The sequence below is a fragment of the Streptomyces sp. NPDC088915 genome, assembly GCF_044749825.1.
In the GTDB taxonomy this organism is placed as follows: domain Bacteria; phylum Actinomycetota; class Actinomycetes; order Streptomycetales; family Streptomycetaceae; genus Streptomyces.
Genome location: NZ_JBIVIR010000023.1, coordinates 69,040 through 96,024, shown reverse-complemented (window position 1 = coordinate 96,024; position 26,985 = coordinate 69,040). Strand labels below are relative to the sequence as shown.

Genomic DNA, 26,985 nt, shown 5'->3' with positions numbered 1-26,985 from the left:
TACGGCTCGGAGGCACGGCGGGGCGCCGCTCCGGGGGACGGCCGGGCGGCGTCCGGGGCACGGCAGGACGGCGCCCGGTTCACGGCAGCGGCGACACCTCGACGGGGAAGCCGTTGAGCACGGCGGTGCCGGAGAGGGGGTCGATCCGCGTCCCGTCGAGCAGCTGGTTGACGTTGACGCCGGGGCGGGCGGACGCCACGGCGAGCCGGGTGCCCGCCCGGTCGTGTCCCCAGCCGTGCGGGAGGCTCACCACGCCCGGGCGCACCCCGTCGGTGACCTCGACCGGCACCTCCAGCTCACCGCCCTCCCCCTTGACCCGGGCGAGCCCGCCGTCGGTCAGCCGCAGCCGGTCCGCGTCCCGGGGGTGCACCTGGAGGGTGCAGCGGTTCGAGCCGCCGCCGAGCGCGGGGGTGTTGTGCAGCCAGCTGTTGTTCGAGCGCAGGTGCCTGCGCCCGACGAGCCGGAGGGCGTCCGGGTCGGGTACGGCGTCGAGCGCGGCGCGCAGCCGGGGCAGGTCGGCGGCGAGGGGCGCGGGGAGGAGCTCGATCCGTCCGCTGCGGGTCTTGAGGAGCCGGGGCAGCCGGGGCTTCAGCGGTCCGAGGTCGATGCCGTGCGGGTGCGCCTTCAGCTCGTCGAGGGTGAGCCCGTACGGGCCGAGCCGCAGCATCAGGTCGAGCCGCCGCTCGGCCCCGGTGTCCCCGGTGAGCCGGGCCGCGAACTCCTCGGGGTCGGCGCCGTACGCCGGCGAGTGCTCCTGCGTCACGGCCTTGGCGAGGGTGGTGCGGACGGCGAGGTCGTCCACGGCGGAGGGCGGCGCGCCGTGGAGGCCCGAGACGGCGAGGACCAGCCGGGCGTGGATCTCGCACTCGTCCATCCGGCCTGCTTCGAGGGGAACGGCCGCCGGGGTGTGGCGGACCTGGTCGCGGACGGCGAACCCGTTGAAGGCGAAGTCGAAGTGGGCGCTCTGCGAGGGCGGGGGCGGTGGCAGCAGGACGTCGGCGTGGCGGGTGGTCTCGTTGAGGTACGGGTCGATGGCGACCATGAGGTCGAGGGAGCCGAGGGCCGCGTCGAGGCGGTCTCCGTCGGGGGCGGACAGGACGGGGTTGGCGGCGATGGTGACGAGGGCGCGGACGCGCCCCTCCCCCGGGGTCTCGATCTCCTCGGCGAGCGCGACCAGCGGCAGCTCTCCCTTCACCTCGGGGTGGTGCGAGACCCGGCTGTGCCGGCGGCCGAGGGCGAAGCCCCCGCCGGGCCCGGCGGGGCGCGGGGCGGGCGCGGTGGCGGAGAGCGGGAAGAGCGCGCCGCCGGGCCGGTCTAGGTTGCCGGTGAGGACGTTGAGGACGTCGACCAGCCAGTTGGCGAGGGTGCCGTACGCCACGGTGGAGCTGCCCATCCGCCCGTAGACGGCGGCGGTGGGCGCGGCGGCGAGCTCCCGGGCGAGGGTGCGGAGGGTGGCGGCGTCCACGTCGCAGGCGGCGGCGACCGCTTCGGGGCTGAACTCCCGTACCGCGTCCCGTACCTCCTCGACGCCCTCGACGTGGGCGGCGAGCGGTCCGAGGTCGGTGAGGTCCTCCGCGAAGAGGGTGTGGACGAGGGCGGCGAGGAGCAGGGCGTCGGCGCCGGGGCGGATCGCGACGTGCCGGTCGGCGAGGCGCGCGGTGCGGGTGCGCCGGGGGTCGACGACGGTGAGGGTGCCGCCGCGCCGGCGGAGCGCCTTGAGCCGGCCGGGGAAGTCGGGGGCGGTGCACAGGCTGCCGTTGGAGTCCAGCGGGTTGGCTCCGAGCATCAGCAGGTGGTCGGTGCGGTCCAGGTCCGGCACGGGGACGGCGAGGGGGTCCCCGAAGAGCAGGCCGCTGGACACGTGCTTGGGCATCTGGTCGAGCGTGGACGCCGTGAAGAGGTTCCTGGTGCGCAGCGCGCCGACGAGCAGGGGCGGGTAGAGGGCTCCGGCGATCGTGTGCACATTGGGGTTGCCCAGGACGATACCCACCGCGTCCGGCCCGTACTCCTCGACGATCGGACGGATTCGGGAGGCGATCGTGTCGAACGCCTCGGCCCAGTCGACCTCGCGGAGTTCGCCGTCCTTGCGGACCAGGGGGCGGCGGAGCCGGTCCGGGTCGGCGTCGACCTCGGGGAACGCGGCGCCCTTGGGGCAGACGAACCCCTTGCTGAAGACGTCGTCGCGGTCGCCGCGTGCGCCGGTGACCCGGGTCCCTTCGAGCGTCAGGGTCAGTCCGCAGGTCGCTTCGCAGAGGGGGCAGATGCGCAGGGCGGTGGACACGGCGTCTCCCTGGGTGTGTCGGGTGGCGCCGAGCATACCGACCGGTAGGGAGGGTGGGGAGGGGCGTGCTCGCACCTCTCACACCGCGTGCCGGGAGGTGGTCGTCGCGTCACGGACGGCTCCGGTCCCGGTCTCGGGCTCGGTCTCGGTCTCGGTCTCGGGCTCACCTTCAGTCCCGACGCCGGTCCCAGCCTCGGCACCGGCACCGGCACCGGCACCGGTACCGGCACCGGCACCGGCACCGGCCCGGGTGAAGTGCAGTTCCGGGTCGACGACGCTGTCGGCGCGGAGCAGCCTGATGTCCGAGTGGTAGTCCATCGAGGTCAGCCACGGCATCCTGTCGCCCTGCCGGGGCAGTCGGTCGACCGCGCGCTCGATGTAACCGGCGCCGAAGTCGAGGAACGGCCGGGTCGGCATCGCCGGATCGGCCGGCTCGGGCCGGCAGACGTCGTGGCCGGTGGCGTCCATGTGGGCGAGGAGCCGGCAGAAGTGCTCGCACAGCAGGCCGACCTTCAGCGTCCAGGAGCTGTTGGTGTAGCCGATCGAGAAGGCGAGGTTGGGCACCCCGGAGAGCATCATGCCCTTGTAGGCGACGGTGTCGGAGGGACGGGCCTCCTCGCCGTCGACGGTGATCCGGATCCCGCCGAACACCTGGACGTTCAGACCGGTCGCGGTGACGACGACGTCGGCCCCGAGCTCGCGGCCGGACTCCAGCCGTACCCCGTCCTCGGTGAAGGTGGCGATCCGGTCGGTGACGACCGAGGCCCTTCCGGCGCGGATGGCCTGGAACAGGTCCCCGTCGGGCGCGGCGCACAGACGCTGGTCCCAGGGGTCGTACGGCGGGTTGAAGTGCTCGTCGACCGGATACCCCTCGGGCAGCTGCCTGGCGTTGACCCGGCGGATGAACCGGCGCGCGGCCTTCGGGTACCGCCGGCAGAAGGTCCAGACGAAGCGCTGCTGGGCGATGTTCTTGCGCCGGGTCAGCGCGTAGCCCCGCTCCTGCCCGAGGTACCTCTTCAGGGCGTTGGCGATCACGTCGTTCTTCGACACCGGCATGATGTACGACGGGGTCCGCTGGAGCATCGTCACGTGCGCGGCGGTCCCGGCCATCGCGGGCAGCAGCGTGACCGCGGTGGCGCCGCTGCCGATCACCACCACCCGCTTGCCGGCGTGATCGAGGTCCTCGGGCCAGTGCTGCGGGTGCACGATCGTGCCGCGGAAGCGCTCCCGGCCCTCGAAGTGCGGGGTGAACCCCTGGTCGTAGCGGTAGTAGCCGCTCGCGCAGAACAGCCAAGAGCACGTCAGCGTCGTCCGCTCTCCGGTGTCGGCGCGTTCGACGTGCACCGTCCACCGCGCCCGGTCGCTCGACCAGGACGCGGAGAGCACCTTGTGGTGGTGGCGGATGTGGTCGTCGAGCCCGTTCTCGACCACGGTCTCGCGCAGGTACGACAGGATCCGGGGCGCGTCGGCGATGGACTGCTCGTCTCGCCACGGCTTGAACGCGTAGCCGAAGGTGTGCAGGTCCGAGTCGGACCGGATCCCCGGATAGCGGAACAGGTCCCAGGTCCCGCCGGAGGCCGCCCGGGCCTCCAGGATCGCGAAGGTCTTCGACGGCAGCTCGGTCTTTAGATGGCGACCGGCCCCGATGCCGGAGATCCCGGCGCCGACGACCAGGACGTCGAGGTGTTCGGCGACGGGCGGAGCCGAGGAGGCGGACATGGGGCGACAACTCCGGACGACGAGGGGGCGGGGACGGGCGGGGCGGGCGGCTGCCGCCGTTACGAGAGGGAGGGCGCCAGGTACGCGTAGAGGAGGAGGCGGGTCTCGTGGACGAGCGCCGGATCCCCGGCGGGGTCCGCGCGGAAGGCGAGCCGGACGAGGGCGTCGGCGGTCTCCACCCCGACGAGCACCTTCCGGTGCAGCTCCTCGTCGGCGGGGCGGCCCAGATGAGTGGCGAGGAGCCCGCAGATCCGCTCGGCGACGAGCCGATTCGGGTCCTCGGACTCACCGCGCGAGCCGCCCTCCCCGTCGCTCTTGCCGTCGGCGTCCCCCTCGGTGCCGGGGGCCTCGTCGGAGGTACCGCCCGGGACCTCCCCGGGCGCGGCGGCGGGCACGCCGAAGTCGACGAGGGCGAAGCCCGGAACGGTCCGCTTCATCGCGATGAACTCGTCGAGGACGCCGTCGATGGCCCCGTACGCGTCGAGGGGCGGCGTCGCGGCGAGCCGCTCGGAGACCCGCTCGGCGTACCGGTCGAGGTTGCGGAGGGCGAGGGCCGCGACCATCGCCCGCTTGTTGCCGAAGAAGCGGTAGACGGAGCCGATGGGAACGCCGGCGCGGGCGGCGACGGCCCGGGTGCTCAGCCGCTCGTACCCGGTCTCGTCGAGGAGTACGGCGCAGGCGTCGAGGATCCGGGCGAGCCGCTCGGCGCTGCGCTGCTGCACGGGGGCACGGCGGAGCGCCGGAGCGGTCTGGGGGCGGGTCTGGGACACGGGGTCCATGATGCCGCTCCGGCGGGGGCGGGCGAAGCCGGGGCCTCAGGCGACGAGGAGGCCGATGCCTCCGAGGGTGTACGCGATCATCAGCACGAACAGGGGGAGTTGGCCCGCCACGGCCCGGGCCGGCGGGAACAGGCGCACGGACCGGTCGTGGGCGGCGACGACGCCGAGGACGTGACCGGTGACGACGGCGGTGACTTGAAGGGTCGCGAGACCGCCGGGACTCAGGGGCGGGGCGGGCGAGGGGGCGTTGTCAGTGCCCCCTGCCATGATTACCGTACGTGAAAATTCAGTGACTAGGAGTGAGAAGTAATGGGCAGTGAGATAGCCGAGGGCGATGGGCAGCAGGGAGTGGGCGAAGGAGGTGAGGGGGGTGGTGAGTTCGCGGTCCGCCAGACGCAGGGCGCCGGCGCAGAGGCCGTAGCAGGCGGCGGCGAGGGCCACGGCGGCGAGGAGGCCGAGGGTGGCGGTGGGGACGGGGCCGAGGGGTGAGGTCTGGAGGGTGGTGATCCAGCGGGGGTTGTCGGAGAGGCCGTCGTAGGCGGTGGAGCCGAGGAGGACGCAAACGGTGGCGACGAGGCCGGGGATGCGGGGAGTGGAGTCGAGGCCGTCGAAGGGAGAGCGCAGGACCAGTCGGCCGTCGGCGCGGCGGCCGAGCGGGGAGAGCCGGGCGAGGAGGGAGGAGTACACCTCGAAGGGGTCGGCGTGGGCGAACCAGCGGTCGCCGTGGCGGGCGGCGCCCAGGAGGTGGACGCCGACGTGGAGGGCGAGGGCGATCAGGAGGGTGGTGCGGGAGGTGTTGTCGGGGGCGACGAGTTCGAGCCAGGTGAAGAGGAGGAGGCCCGCGGCGGCGGGACGGACGCCGAGGGCGGCGGGCAGCGGGCGGGGGTTCCGCGGCGGGTGGAGGGCGTGGAGGACGCGCAGGGGGTTGAGCAGGCGCCAGACGGGGCCGAGGAGGAGGGAGGCGGGGACGAGTCCGACCCAGAGGAGGACGTAGACGGCGCCGGGGGCGGGGTTGCGGTCCGGGTCGTCGGGGCCGAGGAGGAGGTGGAGGAGGAAGACGAGGGCGAGGACGGCGCCGAGGAGCCGGAGGGCGGCGCGGGTGGGCGGGGCGTCGGCGGCCCGTTGGAGGGCGGCGGGGAGCGGGCGTCCGGCCAGGTCGCCCCGGAAGCGGGAGGAGGACCAGAGCAGGCCGAGGGCGAGGAAGGAGACGAGGAGCGCGGCGAAGGCGCCGGCGTAGGCGTAGAAGGGGGAGAGGGGGAGGTCGTGCCGGGAGCCCACGCCGTGGGCGAGGACCCGGGCGGGGACAGGGGCTTGTGCGGGGACGAGAACGGAGACGGGGACGGGGGTGAGGAGTTGGACGAGGGCCGTGGTCATCGGACGACGAGTTGGGTCAGCACGAGTCCGGAACCGTGCGTCTCGACCTCGAAGAGTCCGGTGCGGTCCGCGGTGAGGGTGAGGGTGGCGGGCGTGCCGGAGGAGAGCGGCAGTTCACGGTCGTAGCCGTGGACGTGGAGGGTGTCGTCGCGGTCACTGGTGACGCGGAGGGTGAGCTGTTCGCCCTTCTTCAATTCGATGCGGGAGGGGGGTGGTTGGACGGTCTTTCCGGTGATGGTGAGGGTGACGGTCCGACCCGGCGCGGTGGGACGGGGGCTCGGCGGGGCGGACGTGGCCGGGGCTCCGGCCAGGGGGACGGTGGTCTGGACGGGAGCGCCGTCGACGGCCCAGACGGTGTGGTCGTCCGCGTGGAGCCGGACGGTCAGGGTGCGGGCGCCGGCCGGTACGTACCCCCAGGGGCCGTAGAGGCGGCCGGTCTCGCGGCCGTCGACCAGGAGGCGGGCGTGGCCCCTGCCCGGGACGGCCGCGCCGCCGGTGCTCTCCGGGGTGAAGAGGAACCTCTCCACGGTGAGGTGGACGTTCCAGCCGCCCTCGGAGTCGGGGCGGACCTCGGCCCGGACGGTGGGCGCTTCCGCCGCGGGAAGCTCCCTGAGCCGGTGCCCGGCCTCGTCCCGGGCCGGCAGCAGGGTGCCGCTGCCGCCGGTGGCCTCCTGGTGGCCGGTGCCGGGCTTGTGGTGGGTGGTGGGCCGGCCGCCGCAGCCCGCGAGGACCGGTACGGCGGCCAGGGCGAGCGCCAGGCAGAGGCCAGCGAACCTGCGCCCGGGGGACGGCGCCCCGAGTGCGCGCCTCACGCGGGTCCCTCCCCATGATGCGGGGGGCGGGCGTCGGAGACCTGCGGGGGTACGGGACCGGAGGCTGGGGCGGGGCCGGAACCGGGGGCCGGAATGGGGCCGGGGGCTGGGCCGGGGCCGGGGGCCGGAATGGGGCCAGAGCCGGAGGTCGGGACGGGACCGGAGGCCGGGGCGGGGCCGGGACCGGAAGTGGAGGTGGGGGCGCCCCCGGGTCCGGCCACCGCATCCCCGGGCTCGGCCGGCTTTCCGACCGGCCCTCCGGCAGTCCCTCCCGTCGACCCGCCCGCCGACCCCCCGGCCGGAGGGCGAGCACCCGTCGCCACCACGGCCCAGAGGACCCAGACGACGCCGAGGAGGAGGCGGAGCCAGGCGGGGCTCACGGGGGTGCCGGGGATCATAAGGACCGCCTTGTCGAAGGCGTCGAGGAGGGTGAGGGCGCCGAGGATCACGGTGGTCAGGGCGAAGGCGGGGCGGACGGGGCGCAGGGTGAGGCCGAGGAGGGTCCACCAGACGCCGGTGAGCAGCAGGGCGACGGCCGGGACGGCGGTCGGGGTGAGGGCGAGGGTCGAACCGGCGACGTCCAGGGCGAGGCCCGCGAGGCCGAGGAGGGTGGCGGTGCCCGCGAGCCGGTTGCCGCGCAGCCGTCGCCACCACAGGGCGCCGCCGGTGAGCGCGAGGACGAGGGCGCTGCCGAGGGCGAGTTGGGTCTCGACGCGCTGGAGGCCCCGGGCGCCGTACCAGTCGCAGCCGGCCGGGAGGCGGCGGGCCTGGACGTCGTAGTCGGCGCAGACGAGGAGTTGGGCGAGTTTGACGGGTTCGCCGACGAGGCGGTCGGCGGCGCCGGAGACGTCTCCGCGCCGGGCGCCGCACTCGGGTGGGGCGCCGGGGGTGGTGGCGCCCGCGTCGGCCTGCCAGCAGTTGCCGCCGCCCTGGCCGTCCCACCAGACGTCGGTGCGGTTGGGGCGGGAGGCGCCCGAGCGGTCGACGCCGAGGTGGTTGCCGGCGTAGCGGTTGTGGTGGGAGGTGTCGGTCTGCTTGCCCCAGGCGGACTCGCCGCGGATGAAGGCGGGGACGGCGTTCAGGTAGAAGGCGGTGCGCTGGTGGCCGTAGACCCAGTTGTCCTCGTAGAGGTTCCAGTTGCCGCCGGCGGTGATGATGCCGGTGCCGGGCGGCATGGAGATCTGGGGGCAGACGACGCCTCGCTCGTAGCCGCGTTCGACGGGCGGCCTGGCGCAGGTGCCGTCGGCGACGTACGGGTAGTAGTTCTGGTTGTTGTCGTGGATCAGGTTGCGTTCGAAGCGGGCGTGGTTCTGGGGCAGTCCGGGGTGGCCGGGGAAGGCGGAGTCCATGGAGGCGCCGCCCATGTTGTGGTCGAACTCGTTGTCGTGGACCCAGACCGAGTCCCCGGCGGTGCCGGAGTAGCCGACCATGTTGTGGTGGCTGCGGCAGCCGGTGATCTCGATGGAGTGGCGGGGGACGTCGTAGCCGCGGCCGTCGTTGATGTTCGAGGCCGAGCCCGGGTAGAGGCCGGAGTCGCCGTTGCCGTAGGACTCGCAGTTCTTGTAGAGGCCGTGGTCGGAGGCGAAGGTGAGGAAGCCGTACTCGTCGTTCCAGCGGGTGAGGACGTCGTCGATGACGAAGCCGTCGGCGGCGAGGACGTACAACGAGTTGAAGGTGGTGCGCTGGGCGGTGAAATTGCGGAAGTAGACGCCGTCGGAGCCGTCGGCGCGGATCGCGTTGAGCTTCTGGTACGTGGCGTCGATGACGACGTCGAGGCGGGAGGCGCCGGTGCCCTCGATCTGGAGGTCCTTCTTGCCGAGGATCGCGACCAGGTTCTGGTTGTGCGGGCACTGCCGCTGCTGCTCGTAGCTGAGGATCTGGTAGCCGAGGGCGGAGTTCGGGGCCTTCAGGCGGGCGCAGGCTCCGGTGGGCGGGGGTTGCGAGGGTTCCTCCTCGTAGAGGCCGGGGAGGATCGCGATCGTGAGGCCGGGCCGGTCGACGGCGTCGACGGCCTGTTGGAGGTGGCGGTGTCCGGAGGTGGCGCAGCGCTCGAAGAGGGCGAGGTTGCGGGCCTTGAGGGCGGCCGGGAAGCCGGAGATCCGACGCGCGAAGTCGGCCCGGTCGGTCTTGCAGACGAGGAGGTCGGGTTCACCCGTGCGGAGCTTCGGCACGCTGCCGGAGCCGTCGGGGAAGGTGACGGGCCGCTCCTCGTGGGCCTGGGCCCCGGGGGCGGTGAAGAGGGTCGCGGCGAGCGCCGCGAGCACGACCGAGAGCGCGAGGACGAACCTTCGGGTCCGGGACATGCGCGTGAGAGTAGAGCAATGTTCATCTTTTTTGACCCCTTCGCGCACACATCGGTCCGTACCCCCGCACCCCCGCGCTCCCACCCCCCGCACTCCCGCACTCCCGCACCCGTGCACCGTTGACGGGAGGCGCGCGGAATCCTACGGTCTCCCATAGGATTCCCTTGCGGGCTCAGGACAGGAGCGGGCGATGACCACGGAGCAGGCCAGGAAGACGGCCGAGGCGCTCACCTACAGCACCGGTTTCGGCAACGAGCACAGCTCGGAGGCGGTCCCCGGCGCACTGCCGCACGGCCGCAACTCGCCGCAGCGCGCACCCCTCGGCCTCTACGCCGAGCAGCTCAGCGGCAGCGCCTTCACCGAGCCGCGGACGCACAACCGCCGCTCCTGGCTCTACCGGATCCGCCCGTCGGCCGCGCACCCGCCGTACACCCGGATCGACAACGGTGCGCTGCGCGGCGCCCCGTTCACCGAGACGGTGCCCGACCCCAACCGGCTGCGCTGGAACCCGCTGCCCGACCCGGCGCCGGGCACGGACTGGCTGGCCGGCCTGTGGACGCTCGGCGGCAACGGCGACGCGACCCAGCGCACCGGCATGGCCGTGCACCTCTACCACGCCAACGCCTCCATGGAGCGGGTCTTCGGCGACGCGGACGGCGAGCTGCTGATCGTCCCCGAGCGCGGCGGCCTCCTCCTCCGCACCGAGCTCGGCCTGCTCGGCGTCCGCCCCGGCGAGGTCGCGCTGGTCCCGCGCGGGGTCCGCTTCCGCGTCGAACTGCTCGACGAGACCGCGCGCGGCTACGTCTGCGAGAACTACGGCGCCCCCTTCCAGCTCCCCGACCTCGGCCCGATCGGCGCCAACGGCCTGGCCAACGCCCGGGACTTCCGGGCCCCGGTCGCCGCCCACGAGGACGTCGAGGGCCCGGTCGAGGTGGTCAACAAGTACTGCGGCAACCTCTGGTCCGCGACGTACGGGCACTCCCCGCTGGACGTCGTCGCCTGGCACGGCAACCACACCCCGTACGTCTACGACCTGCACCGCTTCAACGTCATCGGGTCGATCTCCTACGACCACCCCGACCCGTCGATCTTCACGGTGCTCACCTCGCCCTCCGACACCCCGGGGCTCGCGAACGTGGACTTCGTGGCCTTCGCCCCGCGCTGGCTGGTCGGCGAGGACACCTTCCGGCCGCCGTACTTCCACCGGAACGTGATGAGCGAGTACATGGGCCTGATCGAGGGCGCGTACGACGCCAAGACCGCCGGAAAGGGGGGTTTCGTACCCGGCGGCGGCTCGCTGCACAACATGATGTCCGCGCACGGCCCCGACCGGGAGACCTTCGACAAGGCCAGCGCCGCCGAGCTGAAGCCGCAGAAGATCGACGACGGACTCGCCTTCATGTTCGAGACCCGCTGGCCGGTGACCGCGACCCCGCAGGCCGCGGACGCCGACCACCTGCAGAGGGGGTACGACGACGTGTGGCAGGGTCTGGAGCGCCATTTCCGGCCGTGACGCCCCGGCCGGAAGACCGTAGCCCCCGTACGGAGGACCCGTGACCGCCTTCGCTCCCGACTCGCTGGTCCTGAACCGCAAGCTGCCGCTCTGGTACCAGGTGTCGCAGTCGCTGCGCGCCTCGATACTGGGCCGCACGTCCGACGCCTCGCTGCGGCTGCCCACCGAGGAGCAGCTCGCCGCCCACTACGGCGTGAGCGTCCTGACCATGCGCCAGGCCCTCAAGGAGCTGGAGGAGGAGGGCCTGATCAGCCGGCACCGGCGGCGCGGCACCTTCATCGAGCCGGGTGCCCGCCGCTCCACCCCGCGCCGGCTGCTGGGCTCGATCGACGCGATCGTGGCCCAGCAGTCGGGCGAGCGGACGACGGTCCTCGGGCACGGCACGGAGCCGGTGCCCGGGGAGCTCGCGGAGTACTTCCCCGACGTGCCCGAGGTCGTGGCGTACCGGCGGCTGCGCAGCGACGGGGAGAGCGGCGAGCCGACGAACTGGGCGGAGAACGCGGTGCTGCCCGAGCTCGCCGCCGTGATCGACCCGGCGGACCTGGAGCGCTGGCCGATGACGAAGGTGCTGCGGGACGTGGTCGGGGTGCGGATCAGCCGCATCACGGACACGGTCGAGGCCCGTCTCGCCGACCCGGAGACGGCGGGCCTGCTCCAGGTCCCGCTGCTCTCCCCGATCCTGCACTACACGGGCGTGACCTACGACGAGGAGGGCCGGGTCGTCGACGTGGCCCGGATCCGCTACCGCGGCGACCGCTTCTCCTTCACCGTCACGGTCGAAGCCCACTGACGTGCTGGAGGCGCACCGACGGCGGTCGTTAGCATGCGGGGCGTGACCGATGACGCCCGGCCGCAGGACGCGCCCCTCCTCGACGAGTTGATGCCGTGGTCCGTGGCCCCGCTGCGGTTCGGCCGTTCCTGGATCGTCGCCCCCGACGCGCGGACCCTGCGGACCCGCTGGGACCGGCTCGTGGCCGCCGAGGGGGCCGAGCGGGAGGCGCTGTTCCGGCCCAGCCGGGCGCGGACCCCGGCGAGCGCGGTGGCGGCGCTGCCCGGCCAGCGCACCGGGACCGTGCGGTTCGCGCGCGAGGCGGGTCCGTGCCCGGCGCCGGTGCGGGTGGCGCACGGCCCGTTCGACGAGCAGTGGCTGCTCCCCGACCACCGGCTGATCGACACCGCGCGGCCGGAGCTGTGGCGGGTCGCCGGGGAGCCGCAGCTCTTCGCCGTCGAGCAGGGGTACGCGCCGGGGGCGGCCGGGCCCGCGCTCCTGGTGACGGCCGCGCTGCCGGAGGGCCGCTCCCCGGCGGGCCGTCCGGGCCGGATCCGGCCGCTGTTCCGGCGTCCCGGCGGCCACGAGCCCAACCTCGCGCCCGGCCTCCTGGACTTCATCGGGGAGCGGTACGGGGACGGGGCCGACGCCCATGACTGGCTGGCGTGGACGGTGGCGGCGGCCCGCCCCTCCCCCGCCGGGTGCCGCGTCCCGCTCCCCGCCGGCCCGGAGGCCTGGACGGCGGGCGTGGCGCTCGGCCGGGACCTCCTCGACGTGCAGCTGCGGGGCGCGCTGAGCGGGACGAAGCCCCGCCTTCCGGGCGGCCGCCGCCCCTACGTGCGGGCGGCGGTCCCGGCGCGCCCGACGACGCTGGCGTACGACTCCGAGGACGAGGCGCTGGTCCTCGACGGGGGCCGGATCTCCCCCGTACCGGCGGAGGCCTGGGAGTTCCGGGTGGGCGGGGTGCGGGTCCTGGAGCAGTGGTTCGCGCACCGGACCGCTCCGGCGGAGCCCGGCACCCTGGAGGCGATCGGGCCGGCCGCCTGGCCGCAGGAGTGGACCTCGGAGCTGCTCGACCTGATCACCGTGCTCGCGCTGCTCGGAGCGCGGGAGCCGGAGCGGGCGGCCTTCGCGGCGGAGGGCCGGACGGAGGGCGCGACGGCCCTGCGCGCCGCCGGAGTGCTGCCGCCGCCCGCCCGGGCCCGCCGCCCCGCGTCCGTACTGGACCACCGGGAGGAGGGCCCGGAGGGGCAGTTCATGCTCCTGTGACCGGGAGCGGGGTCGGGTGCGGGCCCGGCCGGGGAGTGACGCATCCCCGGGTGACAAGGGCCGGTCCGGCAGGGTAGGCAGGGCGGTCATGAGCACTCAGCCCCTCCCCCTCGAAGGGATCACGGTCGTCGCCGTCGAGCAGGCGGTCGCCGCGCCCTTCGCCACCCGTCAGCTCGCCGACCTCGGCGCCCGCGTCGTCAAGGTCGAGCGCCCCGACGGCGGTGACTTCGCCCGCGGGTACGACACCGCCGCCCGGGGCCTGGCCTCCCACTTCGTGTGGTGCAACCGCGGCAAGGAGTCGGTGGCGGTCGACCTCAAGGACCCCCGGGGCCTGGCCCTCGTCCGGCGGATGGCGGCCGGGGCCGACGTCTTCGTGCAGAACCTGGCGCAGGGCGCGGCGGCCCGTCTCGGCCTCGACGCCGCCACCCTGTGCGCCGCGCACCCGCGACTGATCGCGGTGGACGTCTCGGGGTACGGGGCGGAGGGGCCGTACGCGCACCGGCGGGCCTACGACATGCTCGTCCAGTGCGAGGCGGGCCTGGTGTCGGTGACCGGCACCCCGGAGCAGCCCGTCAAGTCGGGCATCCCGGCGGCCGACATCGCCGCCGGGATGTACGCCTTCTCGGGCGTCCTCGCCGCGCTCGTGCGGCGCGGCGCGACCGGCCGGGGCGGGCCGGTGGAGGTCTCCCTCCTCGACTCGCTCGCCGAGTGGATGGGGCATCCGCTGCACCACGGAACGCACGGGGGCGCTGCCCCGGCGCGCACGGGGCTCGCGCACGCGGTGATCGCCCCGTACGACGCCTATCCGACGGCGGACGGGGGCCTGGTGCTGCTCTCCGTGCAGAACGACCGGGAGTGGCGGCGGCTCGCCGAGCAGGTGATCGGCCGGCCCGGTCTCGCCGACGATCCGGCCTTCGCGACGAACGCGGCGCGGGTGGCCGGGCGCGCGGCGACGGACGCGGTGGTCGCGCGGGCGCTGGCCCCGCTGACGACGGAGGGGGCGCTGGCCCGGCTCGACGCGGCGGGCATCGCCTGCGCCCGGCTCAACTCCGTGGCGCAGCTCGCGGACCATCCGCAGCTGACGGCCCGTGACCGGTGGCGGGAGGTGGAGTCGCCGGTCGGGCCGCTGCGGACGCTGCTGCCCCCGATCGTGTTCCCGGACGCGCCGGAGCCGCGGATGGACCGGATCCCGGCGCTCGGACAGGACACGGACGAGGTCCTCGCCGAACTCGGCCTGCGGGAGGCGGAGGTGAGGGAGCTCAGGGACGCGGGCGTGGTCGCCTGACGGGGTGGGGGGCCGGGGTGGGGGCGGTCCGGACCGGGGCGGCCGTGGGGGAAGCGGTGGTACGGGGGCGGGCCGGACCCGGATGGCCGCGCGGGCCCCGGCGGTACGGGGACGGCTCGGGCCCGGGCGACCGTGCGGGGTCCGGCGGTACTACGGGGACGGATCGGGCCCGGGGGGCCGTGCGGGGCCCGGCGGTACGGGCACGACGAACGCCGGACGGGCGGGGACACGTCCGGCGGGGTCGTGGTCGGGGCCGTACGGGCGGCCGGGACGCGGACGGGCTAGTGGCGGGTGCCGAAGAGGGAGCGGCGGAGCCGGCGGAGCGGTGCGAAGAGCGAGACCCGGGCGCTGCGGCTGCGGTGGCCGTGCACCGGAGCCTCCCGCGTACGCGTCGTCAGTTCCCGCATCAGCAGGGTCGCCTCGGCCGCCTCGCGCTGGGGCACGGCGGGACCGCCGAGCACCGCGAGGTGACGGTCGAGCCGCGAACTGGTCGCGCTGCTCCCGCAGGTGATGGCAGGCACTCGCGGCCTGCTGCGCATTGCTATCTGTTCCATGTCACTCCCCACCCGTACAAGGGCACCCGACCCGGGCAGGTTAACCCTATCGCTCCGTCATGACACCCGTGTATCCCGGCGTCGGGATTCAACGCACTCGTACGGGGGTTGACGGTCACCCTCCGAATCCGTCAGATTCCAGGGCGAGTTGGACAGGGCTCGAACACCTGTCGAACCGTCACGAACCATCCTGCACTCCGGGGTGACCGCCCGGGGTGCGGAGGGACGTGTGATCTCCACCACCAAGATCCACCGGCGGGACCAGGAGGTCCGCACCCGCGTCGGACCGGAGCCGGGAGGGCGGCCCTCGGTTACCGTGGATCCATGACGGTGATCGCGGGTCGTTACCGGCTTCTGGACGTCCTGGCCGAAGGGGCGACGGGCACCGTCTGGCGCGCCCTGGACGGGACGAGCGGCCATGAGGTGGCCCTGAAGGAGTCCCGGGTCCCGCCCGGCCTCCCGGCGGACGAGGTGCCGCTGCTCCACGCGCGGCGGGAGCGCGGGGCGCGGGCCGCCGCGCGGATCTCCCACCCCTCCGTCGTACGGGTCCTCGGCGTGGTCACCGACGACGGCCGGCCCTGGGTGGCGACGGAGCTGGTCCGGGGCCTCACCCTCGCCGAGACCCTGGAGGCGGGCGGCCCCCTGCCGGCGCGCGAGGCCGCGCGCGTCGGCGCCGAGGTCCTGGCCGGACTGCGGGCGGCCCGGGAGGCGGGCGTCCCCCACCGGGGCGTGGAGCCGGAGGACGTGCTCCTGGGCAACGACGGCCGGGTCGTCGTCACCGGCTTCGGCGGCGCGTCGCGGGCAAAGACGGAGGAAGCGGGCCCGACCGAGGAGTTGCGCTCCCTGGGAGCGCTCCTGGGGAGGATCGCGGACGACCGGTCCGGTCCGCTGGGCACGGTGATCGACGCGCTCCTGGGCGAGGGGCCCGGGGGCGTCCCGACGGCGGAACGGGCCGAGCGGGAGCTGCGGCGGGTGGCGGACGGCGGCGCACGGACGCCCGCGGGCGGCTCACGGGCGGACGGGTCCGGCCCACGGGCGGGCGACGACGGCACGCGGGCGGGCGGCGGCGCACGGGCGGGCGACGGCGCGCCGGGGACGGGTGCCGCTCCGGCGGACGCGCCCGCGACGCACCAGGGCGCCCACGGGAACGGCACGGCCTCCGCACCCGGCACGCCGTCCGGCCGGAGGACGGGGGCGCCCCGCCGGGTCCCCGTCCTGGTGGCCGGGATCGTCGGGGCGCTGCTCATCGCGGGGGCGCTGGTCTACCACGCGGTGCGGGACGACGGGCCGGGCGCCGGGCCGGGTGCGCCGGGCGGTGTCACGAGCACCGTTCCGGCCGGTTCCGGCGCCACGGGGGCGGACGGCGTACCGGCTACGCCGCGTTCCTGAAGGTCGGCAGGTAGCCGCCGGACTGTCCGGCGGCGGTCGGGTGGTACGACTCGCCGATGTTGAGCCAGTTGACGCTGTGCAGCCAGGCCGAGCCGGAGCAGATCTCGTGTCCGGTGAAGGCGGAGACGACACTGGCGAAGGTGTAGCCGTGGTCGGCCGCGCGCTTGGCCACGGCGGCGTTGAGGTAGTCGGAGGCTCCGTTGATGGCGCGGCGCTCGCCCTCGCTCAGGCCGGCGACGCAGGTGCCGTTGAGCTGGTAGAAGCGCGGGTAGCCGAGGACGACCACGCGGGCGTTGGGCGCCTTGGCCCTGATGGCGTCGTACACGGAGTCGAGCTTGCCGGGCAGGGTGGAGTCGACGTAGGCCTTGGCCTGATTCACACGGCTGACGCAGGTGGACTCGGACTGGAGCACACAGGTCGTCATGACGTCGGCGAAACCGGCGTCATTTCCCCCGATCGTGACGGAGACCAGATCGGTGGCGGCCGAGAGCGGTCCGAGCTGATTCGCGGTCACATCACCCGTTCGGGCGCCCGAGCAAGCGGTGAAGGCGAACGAGGAGGGGGCGTTCGCGTTCTTCCAGAGGACGGGATACGCCTTCGTGGAGCGCTTGCAGTCGCCGCTGGCGCTGTCGTAGCTGCCGGCTCCCACGCCGGAGGAGTACGAGTCGCCCAGCGCCACGTAGTCGAGTGCGGCGGACTCCGCGGCCTGGGCGGCGCCCGCTCCGGTGAGGGCGAGGACGGCGCCGAGGAGGAGCGAGGAGGAGAGGGCGGTGAATCGGGACAGTCTCATGGAACCTCCCTGTAGCAGGATCTCTGCGTTACCAGGTAGTAGCAGTGGATCCGCCACCCCGGAAGTGTTCATGTCAAAACTGGGGGTGAACTTCCTCCGACCCTCCGTCAGGGACCGTCGAGATCCGGCCACGAGGGGAAGCGGATGGTCCGCTCCCGCTCTCCACCGCGGAAGGTTCGTCTCCCCCGGCCGGCCGCGCGGCGAGCACGACGGGGGCGGCGCGCTCGTCTGGCGCGCCCGGGGCGCCCTGCGCGGCCACGGGACCTGACGTACCGCCACTCCGGCGACCGGGGAGCGTGCCCCGCCCAAAACACGGTGCGCGGCGCAACCGGTTGCCGGATCATGAGCGCCATGGCTGACACCCCACCGGCACCGTCCGCGCCGCAGCGGTCGCTGCCGATCCGGCTGAACCTCGACGACAGCGACGCGCCGTCGGACGTCGTCGACGCGCTGTTCCTCGGCCGCTTCGCGACCGGCGAGCAGCCCCACGCCCACAGCACCACCCTGGACCGGGTCAGGCCGGAGGCGACGCTGCTCCCGGCGGGCGCGCGCGTGCTGCGGGCCTCGAAGGACGACGACCGCAGCGCCCTGCTCGCCGAGGGCGAGGGCTGGACGCTCCTGGTCTCCCGCTGGAACCGGGGCGCGGACGTCACCGTGACGGCCTCGGACGAGGAGCTGGCGCGGCGGATCCTCGGCGAGGCCACGGAGGGGGCGAAGGACGAGCCGGAGCCGCAGCCCGAGAACGTGACGATGGGCTTCTGGCACATGTCGCCCCGGCGCGGCCCGCACCGCACCACCCGGCAGATCAGCGCCGGGACGTGGGAGGAGGTCCGGTCCCACTACTCGGCGCCGGTGGCCGAGTCCATGGACCGGCTGATGGAGGTGACGCCCGACTCCGTCGCGGGGCGCCTCCTGCTGCTGCACGGGCCGCCGGGGACCGGCAAGACGTCCGCGCTGCGGACCCTGGCGCGGTCCTGGCGGGACTGGTGCCAGGTGGACTGCGTGCTCGACCCGGAGCGGCTCTTCAACGACGTCGGCTATCTGATGGACATCGCCATCGGGGAGGACGAGGGCACGGCGAAGGGACGCTGGCGGCTGCTGCTCCTGGAGGACTGCGACGAGCTGATCCGGGGCGAGGCGAAGCACACGGCGGGGCAGGCCCTGTCGCGGCTGCTGAACCTGACGGACGGCCTGCTGGGACAGGGGCGGAACGTCCTGGTCGGGGTCACCACCAACGAGGACCTGGAGCGGCTGCACCCGGCCGTGGTCCGGCCGGGCCGCTGTCTGGCCCGCATCGAGGTGGGGCCGCTGAGCCGGGCCGAGTCGGTGGCGTGGCTCGGGCGCGAGGAGGGCGTGCCGCGCGAGGGCGCGACGCTGGCGGAGCTGTTCGCGCTCCGCCGCGGCACGCCCCCGGCGGACCTTCCCGAGCCCCGCACGGCGGGAGCGGGGCTGTACCTGTAAGCCCCCCAGGGCCTGTCCGGCGGGTCGGACCCCAGCTGTCGTACTAGCTGTCGTACGCGGCCCGCAGGGCCTCGCTCATCGCCGCCTCGGCGGCCTCGCGGCTGAGGCCGAGGCGGCGGGTCTCCTCGGCGTACTGGGCGGCGGCGGTGGCGGCCCGGCGGCTCGCCGCGTCCCCGGCGGCGGCGACGAAGGTCCCGTGGCGCCCGCGCGTCTCGATGACCCCGTCCGCCTCAAGGGCCTTGTACGCCTTGGCGACCGTGTTCGCTGCGAGCCCCAACTGCTCCGCGAGTCCCCGTACCGTCGGCAGTTTGTAGCCGACCGGCAGTCCGCCCGACCGGGCCCGCTCCGAGATCTGGGCACGCAGTTGTTCGTAGGGAGCGGTGGTGGATTCGTGGTCCACGACGATGGTGAGTGTCACCCGCCGATTCTGCCCCCACCCCGCCGGAAAAGGGGAGGCGGCGGTGCGTGCTCCGGCCGTAACGTGCGCCCACATGACTCTGATCGTCCGTTACGCGGGGGACGGGGACGCCGAGGGCTTCGCCCGGGTCCGCCGTGCCGCGCTCCCCTTCATGCTCGCGACCCCGGAACAGCTCGTGTTCGACTGGGCGCACGCCCACCCCGACAGCCACGCGCGCCCGTTCGTGGCCGTGGCCGGGGACGGCGGGATCGTCGGCACCGTCCAGCTGCGGATCGCCCACGACTCGCCGGAGCCGGGCATCGGCTCCCTCAACGTGTACGTGGACCCCGCCCACCAGGGCCTCGGGGCGGGGACGCTGCTGCTGCGCGCCGCCGAGGAGCACCTCGCCGGGCACGGGGCGCGCACCCTCTACAGCTGGGTCCTGGACGCGCCGGAGCACCGTGCCTGGGCCGGGCGGCGGGGCTACTCCCCCAGCCGCTCCGCCCATTTCCTCCGGCTCGACCTGACGGGGGCCGGGCTGCCGCCGCTCCAGGCGCCGCCCTCCGGCGTCGAGCTGCTGACGGCCGAGGACTTCGCGGCCGACCCCCGGCCGCTGTTCGAGCTGGACGCGGTGACGACCGCGGACGAGCCGGGCGACGTGGCGGTCGAGCTGGACGACTACGCGCACTGGCTGGAGACCACCTGGGAGCATCCCCTCTTCGACCGGTCGCTGACGACGGTCGCGGTGGTGGACGGGGTGCCCGCCGCGTTCAGCGCGGCACAGACGGACGGACTCGGCCGGTACAACACGGGGATGACGGGCACGGCTCCGGGCTTCCGGGGCCGGGGGCTCGCCAAGCTGGTGAAGAACGCGTCCCTGCACCGGGCCCGGGAAGCGGGCTGTACGGAGGCGTTCACCGGGAACGACGCCGGCAACGGGCCGATGCTGGCGATCAACAAGTGGTTCGGGTACGAGATCGCGGCGACGGAGGTGCGGCATGTCCGGACGCTCGGTTGAGGTCGTCCTGACGAAGGCGGGCCGGACGAAGATCCGCTATCCGGCCGAGGTCCTCGTGGAGGGGCCGGGCCGGCTCTCGGTGCGCGCGCCGTGGGCGGCCGAGGGGGTGCGGGACTTCGGCTTCGTGCGGTTCGAGCCGGGCGACGTCTTCGTGGAGCACTACTGGCGGGACCGCTGGTTCACGGTCAAGGAGGTGCGGTCGGCCGACGGCGTCCTCAAGGGCTGGTACTGCGACGTCACCCGGCCGCCCGCGATCGGCGGCTCCGGGGTGGTGGTCGAGGACCTGGACCTGGACCTGTGGGTGTCGGCGGACGGCAGCGAGGTGCTGCGGCTCGACGAGGACGAGTTCGCGGCGAGCGGTCTCGCCGCCTCCGATCCGGAGGCGGCGGACCGGGCCGTGGCCGCCCTGGACGAGCTCGAAGCGCTCGGCCGCGCCGGTCTGGTCGACCTGCTGGGCCGGGCGTAGGAGTCGTCAGCGCAGCTCGACGTCCGCCTTCTCGCTGACGAGGAAGCGGGGCAGCGGCAGACCGGTCCCGCTGAGCTGCATGAGGGTGGCCTCCACGCGGGCGGCGCCGGGGCTGTAGGCGGGCTCCTTCACCACGGAGCTGTTGGTCCAGGTGTGGAGGTGCCCGTCGCAGACGGCCCGGGTGCCGCCGATGCCGGTGGAGCGGTCCCCCTGGACGAGGGTGGAGCTGACGAAGACGGGGCCCGTGCTGTCGTCGAGGCAGCGGTAGGTGCCGGAGAGGGTGACGGTGCTGTCGTCGGCGACGGTTCCGTACGCGTCGACGAAGAGGCCGTTGGTGAAGAGGCCGTCGCGGACCTGGCTCGCGGTGAGCCGGTCGGTGGCGTGGCGGCCGTCGGTGTGGTGGTCGCCGGCGTGGTGGCCGTCGGCCCCTCCCGCGTGGGCGAGGGGGGCGACGGCGGCGGTGAGCAGGGCGGCTGCGGCAAGAACGAACCGGACGCGCATGGGGGGTCCCTTCGGGGGTGGGGGATGGTACTGCCCGCCAGGGATACCCGGATCCGGCCGTCAGATGGCCGAAGTTCATCCCTTCGGTGGGGCGGGGTCCTCACGCCGGGTGACCGCCCGCCGCAGGAGCGGCCAGGCGAGCAGGAGGACGACGACCGCGTACACGGTGATCGAGAACGGGGTGTTCACGAGGCCGGCCGGTGAGCCGTCGCCGATCTGGAGGGCGCGGCGCAGCTGCTGTTCGGCGGCCGGGCCGAGGATGACGCCGATGACGGCGGGCAGCACCGGCAGGCCGTAGCGCCGCATCCCGAGGCCGATCAGGCCGATGACGAGCAGGACGACCAGGTCGAGTGCCTCGCCGCCCACCGCGTACGCGCCGACGGCGGCGAAGAAGAGGATGCCGGCGTAGAGGTAGGGGCGGGGGATGCGCAGCAGCCTGGCCCAGACGGGGGCGAGCGGCAGGTTGAGGGCGAGCAGCAGCAGCATGCCGACGAAGAGCGAGGCGATCAGGCCCCACACGAGCTCGGGCTCCCGCTCGAAGAGCAGCGGGCCGGGCTGGATGCCGTACTGCTGGAACGCGGCCAGCATCACGGCGGCGACGGCGGTCGTGGGCAGGCCGAGGGTCAGCATGGAGACGAGCGTGCCGGCGGCGGAGGCGGAGGCCGCCGCCTCGGGTCCGGCGACGCCCTCGACGGCGCCCTTGCCGAACTGCTCCTTGTGCTTCGAGAGCCGCTTCTCGGTGACGTACGAGAGGAAGGTCGGGATCTCGGCGCCGCCGGCCGGGATCGCGCCGAAGGGGAAGCCGATGAACGGGCCGCGCAACCAGGGCTTCCAGGTGCGCCTCAGATCCTCCCGGCCCAGCCAGGGGCGGCCGACCGGGATGGCCTCGCCCGCCGTGCGGCGCAGGTGCGCGGCGACCCACAGGGCCTCGCCGATGGCGAAGAGGCCGACCGCGACGATGACGACGTCGACGCCGTCGGCGAGCTGGAGCGAGCCGAGGGTGAGGCGCTGCTGTCCGGTCATCGAGTCGAGGCCGACCAGGCCGATGGTGAGGCCGACGAGCAGGGAGGCGAGGCCGCGGACGCGGGAGGAGCCGAGGACGGAGGTCACCGCGATGAAGGCGAGGACCATGAGGGCGAGGTAGTCGGGGGCGCCGATGTCGACGGCGAGTGCGGCGACGGTGGGGGCGAGGACGACGAGCAGGATCGTGCCGATCATGCCGCCGGCGAAGTGGCCGACGGCCGCCGCGGCGAGCGCCTGGGCGCCGCGGCCCGCCTTGGCCATCGGGTTGCCCTCGATGGCGGCGACGACGGCCGCGCTCTCGCCGGGGGTGTTGAGCAGGATGGAGGTGGTGGAGCCGCCGAACATGGCGCCGTAGTAGATGCCGGCGAACATGATGAAGGCGCCGGTCGGGTCGAGTCCGTAGGTCACCGGGAGCAGCAGGGCGACGGCCATGGCGGGGCCGATGCCGGGCAGGACGCCGATGGCGGTGCCGAGGAGCACGCCGAGGGCGGCCCAGAGCAGGTTCACCGGGGTGAGGGCGGTCCCGAAGCCGTCGAGGAGGGAGTTCAGGGAATCCACGGGTCAGATCACTCCCATCAGGGGGCCGCCGGGCAGCGGGACGCCGAGCAGCCGGTCGAAGACCGCGTAGGTGAGGAGCGACAGGGCCGCCGCGATCAGCGGGTCGCGGTGGAGGTGGCGGCTGCCGAGGGCGTACGCGGCGCCCCAGAAGAGGAGGGCGCCGGCGACGGGGAAGCCGACGGGGCCGATGAGGACGGCGAAGCCGAGGAAGACGCCGGCCAGGAGCAGGACGGTGCGCCAGTCGGCGGGTTCGGTCAGGTCGACGTCCTCCCCGGACTCGGCCTCGCCCCGGCCGCCGTGCAGGACGTCGACGGTGAGCAGGACGGAGACGACGAGGAGGCCGCACCCGACAACGAGGGGGGCGGTGGCCGGGCCGACCGGGCCGCGCCCGGTGACGGTGGCGTCGAGGGTGAGGGCGTCGGTGAGGACGAGGACGCCGAGGAGGAAGAGGAGGGCTCCGACGCCGAGTTCGGAGCGTCCGCGCAGCCGGGTGGGGACGGTCGGCTTCACAGTCCCAGCTCCTTCAGTACGGAGGCGACGCGCCGGTCCTGTTCGGCGAGGAAGTCGCCGAAGCGCTCGCCGGGCAGGAAGGCGTCGTCCCAGCCGTGGGTGTTCGTCGACGCGCGCCACTGCGGGGAGTCGTGCAGGGCGGTGACGAGGGCGACGAGCTTGTCGCGCTCGGCGTCGGAGAGGCCGGGCAGGGCGACGACGCCGCGCCAGTTGGTGAACTCGGTGTCGAGTCCGGCCTCGCGGAGGGTGGGGACGTCGAGGCCGGGGACGCGCTTCGGGCCGCAAGCGGGGCCAGGCTACCCCGACTAGACGCTGAGGCAGAAAGATTCCGAGAACGAGCCTCGGCCCTTCGGCCGCTTCCGTATCCTGCAACAATGAATGCTGAGACTATCGCCAATGCGGTCGCTAGCGTAATCGCTTCACTCGGGGCACTTGCCACAATCATGAGTCGCCGCAAGAGATGGAGAAGCGATATTCGCGAGAACTTGTCACTCGCGGAAGAGCTTGAAAAGAATTCTCTGATTCGCGAACAAACGCCCGCCGTCGCTTGGCTAAACACCAAAATCGCATTGGACGTGGCAAAGCTATCGGGTCAAAATTTGGGGACCCCCAAGAAACCCATCCCATGGGGAAGCGTATTTTTCAGTTCATCGACCATGGCGGCATTCGGCTACTGGGCATACTGGCTGAACAGTGAAGGATTCGTCTGGTACTCAGTCCTCCCTGGCATCGTGGCATTCCTAATGGCAATGTCCACCTACGGATCGTTCTTGAACCGAGAGATCCTTCCCGAGAATGAGAGTGACCTACCGGATGGTGCGATCCCTCTGCGATCCGAACAGGCTTCTGAGCGCATCTCGCAGAACTCCAACATGATGGTCTCCACCGGGGATGAGAGGTTTGGAGAGGGACGCCAGCTTGACATCGCCTTCCGCTTCTTCACGCATGCAGCAAAAGGAGAGTTTGACCAGGCCATTGCCCTGACAGATCCGAATTGGCTGCTATGCAGGATTCAAGCTTGGTTGTGGAATAACCAGGAACGCTTTGGCGAGAATGTTGAAGTTCTAGAAAACGTGGCCACCGAAATGATTCGAGACAGAAGCGACCATGACGCCTGGGCCGACTACAAAGAATCAGAGATCTCAGAGTTCGAGAGCACGTGGGGACTCCTTGACCCCGAGAAGATGGGTGGGGCAAGCCGTCGCCGTCGGGTCGCACGCGACTACGACCTAGTCATCTTGGCGCCCCTCGGGAATAGTGGAGGATACTATGTCAACTCTGCCACTATCGCACCCGGGGCCTTGACTTTTCTGATGCGCCGTCACGAAGGTCGGTGGGTAGTGGCAAGCCATTTGACGGCAGCACCGCCGACGCCCGGGTTTCCTCCCGCATGGTGGATTGTGGGTGACCCAAGCGTCGAGGCACTGCCTGATTAGTACTCCAGTGAGATTTCGCGTCCTGAGCTGAGGGTTGTCGTTGTCCGGGTATGGAGGCGATGGCTGAAGTAGACCGCTGGCAGGCTGAGTTGGAGTCGGTGTTCGCTCGGGTGGCGGGCCGGTTCGTCCGGACGGATCTGCGGCGGCGGATGCGGGACTATGTGCGTGGTCTGCTGGCGCCGGTCGGGCGGAAGAACGGCTGGCAGCTGGCCGAGTGGGCCGGCCATCGTGATCCTGCGGGTCTGCAGCTTCTGCTCAACGGTGCCCGGTGGGATGTCGAGGCGGTCCGGGACGACCTGCGTGACTATGTCGCCGAGCGGCTCGGTCCGGGCGGGGTGCTGGTCATCGACGACACCGGGTTCATCAAGAAAGGCGCCACGTCGGCCGGGGTGGGCCGGCAGTACACCGGAACCTCGGGAAAGATCGTCAACTGTCAGATCGGGGTGTTCGCCGCCTACGCCACCGCCTCGGGGCGTGCCCTGGTCGACCGGGAGCTCTACCTGCCCAAAGCCTGGGCATCCGATCGCGAACGCTGCCGGGCCGCGAAGATCCTCGACGAGCGGGGCTTCGCCACCAAGGGCGAACTGGCTCGGGACATTGTCCGCCGCTGCCTCACGGCCGGCCTGCCCGCCGCATGGGTCACCGCGGACGAGGCCTACGGGCAGGACTGGCACTTCCGCCGTCTGCTCGAACAACTCGACATCGGCTACGTGGTGGCAGTGCCCAAGTCGCAGCAGGTCAAGTCGCTGGCCGGTGCCTGGCGCATCGATCAGCTCATCGAGGAAGCGCCGGATGGTGCCTGGCAGCGGCTGTCCTGCGGCAACGGGGCAAAGGGGCCACAGGTCTATGACTGGGCCGCGGCCAAGCTGCCCGCCAACATCGTCTTCGACCCCGACCCGCCGACCCATCACCGCTGGGTCATGGCCCGCCGCAGCATCTCCGACCCCGGTGAAATCGCCTACTACCTCGCCTACGCACCCGTCGGCGCCGAGATCGCCGAGCTGGCCAGGATCACCGGCTCCCGCTGGGCGATCGAGGAGTGCTTCCAGGCCGCGAAGAACGAGTGCGGCCTGGACCAGTACGAAGTCCGCCGCTACACCGGCTGGTATCGGCACATCACCCTGGCGATGCTCGCTCACGCCGTCCTGACAGCACTCGCCGCCCAGGCCCGGGAGGCCGCAAAGGGGGCTGCAGAAACGGATCAGCCTTCGTCCCGCTCACCGTGGCAGAGGTCCGGCGCCTGCTGGACGTTCTCCTGCCCCACCCCCGGCTCCACCACGACAGACGCCTACATGCCCTGAACTGGTACCACTGGCGCAGACGCCACCAAGCCACAGCCCAACACTGCCACTATCAAAGAAGAACCAGCTCAGGACACGAAATCTCACTGGAGTATTAGAGCTCATAACACGATCATGAGTTGTGCTTCTTGAGACGTCTCCAGCAGATGAGGCTGCAGGCGAGGGAGACAAAGGCGTCGCGGAGTTCGGTGCGGCGTTCCCAGCGGACAGCGAGGCGTTTGAACTGGTGGAGCAGGGCGAAGGTTTGCTCCACCGCATAGCGGAGCTTGCCCAGGCCCTCGATGTTCGGGGCACCCCTGCGGGAGATCACCGGCAGGATCCGGCGCTTGCGCAGTGCACGGCGGTTGGGGTCTGAGTCGTAGCCCTTATCGCCGAGCAGGGCTTCGGGACGCCTGCGGGGCCGACCGGGGCGTCCGGCGACGGGCGGGATGCCATCGACCAGGGCGAGGGTCTGGGTGACGTCGTTGACGTTGGCCGCGGTGGTGATGACCTTCAGCGGGGTGCCGAGTCCGTCGCAGATCAGGTGGTACTTGCTGCCCGTCTTCCGCCGGTCGACCGGCGACGGACCGGTGTCGGCTCCCCCTTTCTCGTGCGGACGTGAGAGCCGTCCACGCATGCCCTCGACCAGTCCAGCCTGCCGGCCGCGTTCAGCCCGGCGAGCAGGATCCGGTGCAGCTGGTCGAAGACCCCGGCCTTCTGCCAACGGTCCAGCCGCCGCCAGCACGTCTGCCCCGAGCCGAACCCGAGCTCCAGAGGCAGCAGTTGCCAGGCAATGTCGTTGTACAGCACATACAGGACGCCCTGCAGGCACAGCAGGTCCGGCACCGGCCGCGGCCCCGGCGACCGCTCGGGCCAGGGCGGCAACAGCGGCTCGATCAGCGCCCATAAGTCATCGTCCACGATCCACGGCCGGATAGCCATACCATCTCGAACGGCCGAATCGTCACACCGGTCACGGCCGACCAGGACTCTTCAGCAAGATCGTGTTACGAGCTCTTGGAGCGTCTAGCTTTTGGGGCCGTCCCTGGGCTGTGCGAGGGCGGCCCAAGGGCACCAACACCCACCAGCAGTCACCAGTCATCGGTCGCTGTGACCTGGATCGACAGTAGACACTCAAGGCCGGCGGGGTGGTTCCCCACTTCCTGTGCAACAAACAGCGCCCATCTCGCCAGCGCGGCCCAGCCCGCTGGGCACCATGCCGAGGTGACTGGCTTTGGAGAAGGAAACCATAGCCACGCCGCCGCTCCCCCTGTGTGGCTTCCCCAGGGGAGCCACACAGGGAGCCATCCCACACGACATCCAGCGAACGCAGACGGACGCCCACGCACCAACAGCGCCGGGCAGCGCAGGTGCTTGGGCGCCCCGTGGCAGGCGCTCTCTGAGCCCGGTCTTAGGGCCTCCTTAAAGGGGTCCTAAGGATCGCCGTCCCCCGCTCCTCGCGGGCTTTTTCGCGGTTCCGGGCGGCTAGCTTGCTGGC

Annotated in this window: 22 protein-coding genes and 1 pseudogene; 9 read left to right on the top strand and 14 right to left on the bottom strand. The window is 72.8% G+C overall.

The genetic code is table 11. From position 1 onward, the window contains the following. Positions 1 to 79 precede the first annotated feature (79 nt). The 6 genes from ACIP5O_RS32925 to ACIP5O_RS32900 are packed head-to-tail and all read right to left on the bottom strand — an operon-like array spanning position 80 to position 9,268. Positions 80 to 2,317 (bottom strand): molybdopterin-dependent oxidoreductase, encoded by a 2,238-nt coding sequence (locus ACIP5O_RS32925; RefSeq protein ID WP_401300222.1) that lies wholly within the window; start codon positions 2,315 to 2,317, stop codon positions 80 to 82. Between the two features lie 42 nt (positions 2,318 to 2,359). After that, the gene (locus ACIP5O_RS32920) at positions 2,360 to 4,000 is read right to left on the bottom strand and encodes a flavin-containing monooxygenase (RefSeq protein WP_401300220.1); all 1,641 of its coding nucleotides are present in this window, start codon (positions 3,998 to 4,000) and stop codon (positions 2,360 to 2,362) included. A gap of 59 nt (positions 4,001 to 4,059) precedes the next feature. Then, positions 4,060 to 4,779 carry a TetR family transcriptional regulator gene (locus ACIP5O_RS32915; RefSeq protein WP_401300217.1) on the bottom strand — a complete coding sequence of 240 codons (720 nt, stop codon included), beginning with the start codon at positions 4,777 to 4,779 and terminating at the stop codon, positions 4,060 to 4,062. Between the two features lie 36 nt (positions 4,780 to 4,815). Further along, on the bottom strand, positions 4,816 to 6,153 hold the full coding sequence (locus tag ACIP5O_RS32910) for a hypothetical protein (protein ID WP_401300214.1): 1,338 nt from the start codon (positions 6,151 to 6,153) through the stop codon (positions 4,816 to 4,818). Beyond that, positions 6,150 to 6,965, bottom strand: coding sequence for a hypothetical protein (locus ACIP5O_RS32905; RefSeq protein WP_401300211.1), 816 nt, complete (start codon positions 6,963 to 6,965; stop codon positions 6,150 to 6,152). Before ACIP5O_RS32905 ends, ACIP5O_RS32910 begins: the two co-directional genes overlap by 4 nt. Further along, complete coding sequence (locus ACIP5O_RS32900) at positions 6,962 to 9,268, bottom strand: right-handed parallel beta-helix repeat-containing protein (RefSeq protein ID WP_401300209.1); 2,307 nt, start codon at positions 9,266 to 9,268, stop codon at positions 6,962 to 6,964. Before ACIP5O_RS32900 ends, ACIP5O_RS32905 begins: the two co-directional genes overlap by 4 nt. A 190-nt stretch (positions 9,269 to 9,458) precedes the next feature. On the opposite strand from ACIP5O_RS32900, the gene hmgA reads away from it, so the two are divergent. The 4 genes from hmgA (at position 9,459) to ACIP5O_RS32880 (ending at position 14,104) form a co-directional block, all read left to right on the top strand. Next, complete coding sequence (gene hmgA, locus ACIP5O_RS32895; RefSeq protein WP_401300206.1) at positions 9,459 to 10,781, top strand: homogentisate 1,2-dioxygenase; 1,323 nt, start codon at positions 9,459 to 9,461, stop codon at positions 10,779 to 10,781. A gap of 40 nt (positions 10,782 to 10,821) precedes the next feature. Next, positions 10,822 to 11,571, top strand: coding sequence for a GntR family transcriptional regulator (locus ACIP5O_RS32890; RefSeq protein WP_401300203.1), 750 nt, complete (start codon positions 10,822 to 10,824; stop codon positions 11,569 to 11,571). Between the two features lie 33 nt (positions 11,572 to 11,604). Continuing rightward, positions 11,605 to 12,819 (top strand): type ISP restriction/modification enzyme, encoded by a 1,215-nt coding sequence (locus ACIP5O_RS32885; protein WP_401300200.1) that lies wholly within the window; start codon positions 11,605 to 11,607, stop codon positions 12,817 to 12,819. Positions 12,820 to 12,907: 88 nt separating this feature from the next. Next, positions 12,908 to 14,104, top strand: a complete 1,197-nt coding sequence (locus ACIP5O_RS32880) for a CaiB/BaiF CoA transferase family protein (RefSeq protein WP_401300197.1) — start codon at positions 12,908 to 12,910, stop codon at positions 14,102 to 14,104. Positions 14,105 to 14,385: 281 nt separating this feature from the next. Here the strand turns inward: ACIP5O_RS32880 and ACIP5O_RS32875 are convergent, their stop codons facing one another. Continuing rightward, entirely contained in the window at positions 14,386 to 14,658 is a 273-nt protein-coding gene (locus tag ACIP5O_RS32875) for a hypothetical protein (RefSeq protein WP_125663232.1), read from the bottom strand. 324 nt (positions 14,659 to 14,982) lie between these two features. Here ACIP5O_RS32875 and ACIP5O_RS32870 point away from each other — a divergent pair, with 324 nt between their 5' ends. Then, positions 14,983 to 16,047: a protein kinase gene (locus tag ACIP5O_RS32870; RefSeq protein ID WP_401300194.1), complete on the top strand. Its 1,065-nt coding sequence runs from the start codon at positions 14,983 to 14,985 to the stop codon at positions 16,045 to 16,047. Here the strand turns inward: ACIP5O_RS32870 and ACIP5O_RS32865 are convergent. Beyond that, a complete protein-coding gene (locus ACIP5O_RS32865) occupies positions 16,031 to 16,837 on the bottom strand; it encodes an SGNH/GDSL hydrolase family protein (protein ID WP_125663236.1) in 807 nt (268 codons plus the stop codon). The genes ACIP5O_RS32870 and ACIP5O_RS32865 overlap by 17 nt on opposite strands. A gap of 342 nt (positions 16,838 to 17,179) precedes the next feature. Between ACIP5O_RS32865 and ACIP5O_RS32860 the strand changes: the two genes are divergently transcribed. Further along, positions 17,180 to 18,298 carry a DUF5925 domain-containing protein gene (locus ACIP5O_RS32860; RefSeq protein ID WP_401300190.1) on the top strand — a complete coding sequence of 373 codons (1,119 nt, stop codon included), beginning with the start codon at positions 17,180 to 17,182 and terminating at the stop codon, positions 18,296 to 18,298. Between the two features lie 43 nt (positions 18,299 to 18,341). On the opposite strand, the gene ACIP5O_RS32855 is transcribed toward ACIP5O_RS32860, so the two are convergent. Next, the gene (locus ACIP5O_RS32855) at positions 18,342 to 18,716 is read right to left on the bottom strand and encodes a GntR family transcriptional regulator (protein ID WP_365540075.1); all 375 of its coding nucleotides are present in this window, start codon (positions 18,714 to 18,716) and stop codon (positions 18,342 to 18,344) included. Between the two features lie 73 nt (positions 18,717 to 18,789). Between ACIP5O_RS32855 and ACIP5O_RS32850 the strand changes: the two genes are divergently transcribed. After that, positions 18,790 to 19,713, top strand: coding sequence for a GNAT family N-acetyltransferase (locus ACIP5O_RS32850; protein ID WP_401300187.1), 924 nt, complete (start codon positions 18,790 to 18,792; stop codon positions 19,711 to 19,713). After that, positions 19,694 to 20,179, top strand: coding sequence for a DUF402 domain-containing protein (locus ACIP5O_RS32845; RefSeq protein WP_401300184.1), 486 nt, complete (start codon positions 19,694 to 19,696; stop codon positions 20,177 to 20,179). Before ACIP5O_RS32850 ends, ACIP5O_RS32845 begins: the two co-directional genes overlap by 20 nt. A 6-nt stretch (positions 20,180 to 20,185) precedes the next feature. Here ACIP5O_RS32845 and ACIP5O_RS32840 read toward each other — a convergent pair whose 3' ends face one another. From ACIP5O_RS32840 to ACIP5O_RS32825, 4 genes and pseudogenes are all read right to left on the bottom strand, one after another. After that, positions 20,186 to 20,680 (bottom strand): DUF6299 family protein, encoded by a 495-nt coding sequence (locus ACIP5O_RS32840; protein WP_401300181.1) that lies wholly within the window; start codon positions 20,678 to 20,680, stop codon positions 20,186 to 20,188. Positions 20,681 to 20,755: 75 nt separating this feature from the next. Then, positions 20,756 to 22,261: a tripartite tricarboxylate transporter permease gene (locus ACIP5O_RS32835; protein WP_401300178.1), complete on the bottom strand. Its 1,506-nt coding sequence runs from the start codon at positions 22,259 to 22,261 to the stop codon at positions 20,756 to 20,758. A gap of 3 nt (positions 22,262 to 22,264) precedes the next feature. Further along, a complete protein-coding gene (locus ACIP5O_RS32830; protein WP_401300176.1) occupies positions 22,265 to 22,771 on the bottom strand; it encodes a tripartite tricarboxylate transporter TctB family protein in 507 nt (168 codons plus the stop codon). Then, a pseudogene (locus tag ACIP5O_RS32825) lies at positions 22,768 to 23,052 on the bottom strand (tripartite tricarboxylate transporter substrate binding protein); the annotation flags it as partial. The pseudogene ACIP5O_RS32825 and the gene ACIP5O_RS32830, both read right to left, overlap by 4 nt. Before the next feature lie 1,214 nt (positions 23,053 to 24,266). Between ACIP5O_RS32825 and ACIP5O_RS32820 the strand changes: the two are divergent. Then, positions 24,267 to 25,508, top strand: a complete 1,242-nt coding sequence (locus ACIP5O_RS32820) for an IS701 family transposase (protein WP_401300174.1) — start codon at positions 24,267 to 24,269, stop codon at positions 25,506 to 25,508. Between the two features lie 112 nt (positions 25,509 to 25,620). Here the strand turns inward: ACIP5O_RS32820 and ACIP5O_RS32815 are convergent. Continuing rightward, positions 25,621 to 26,429, bottom strand: a protein-coding gene (locus ACIP5O_RS32815) for an IS5 family transposase (protein ID WP_401300171.1) whose coding sequence is annotated in 2 segments (ribosomal slippage) — positions 25,621 to 26,109 and positions 26,112 to 26,429 — 807 coding nt in all. Because the reading frame shifts where the segments join, the coding sequence is not laid out codon by codon here. Positions 26,430 to 26,985 lie beyond the last annotated feature (556 nt).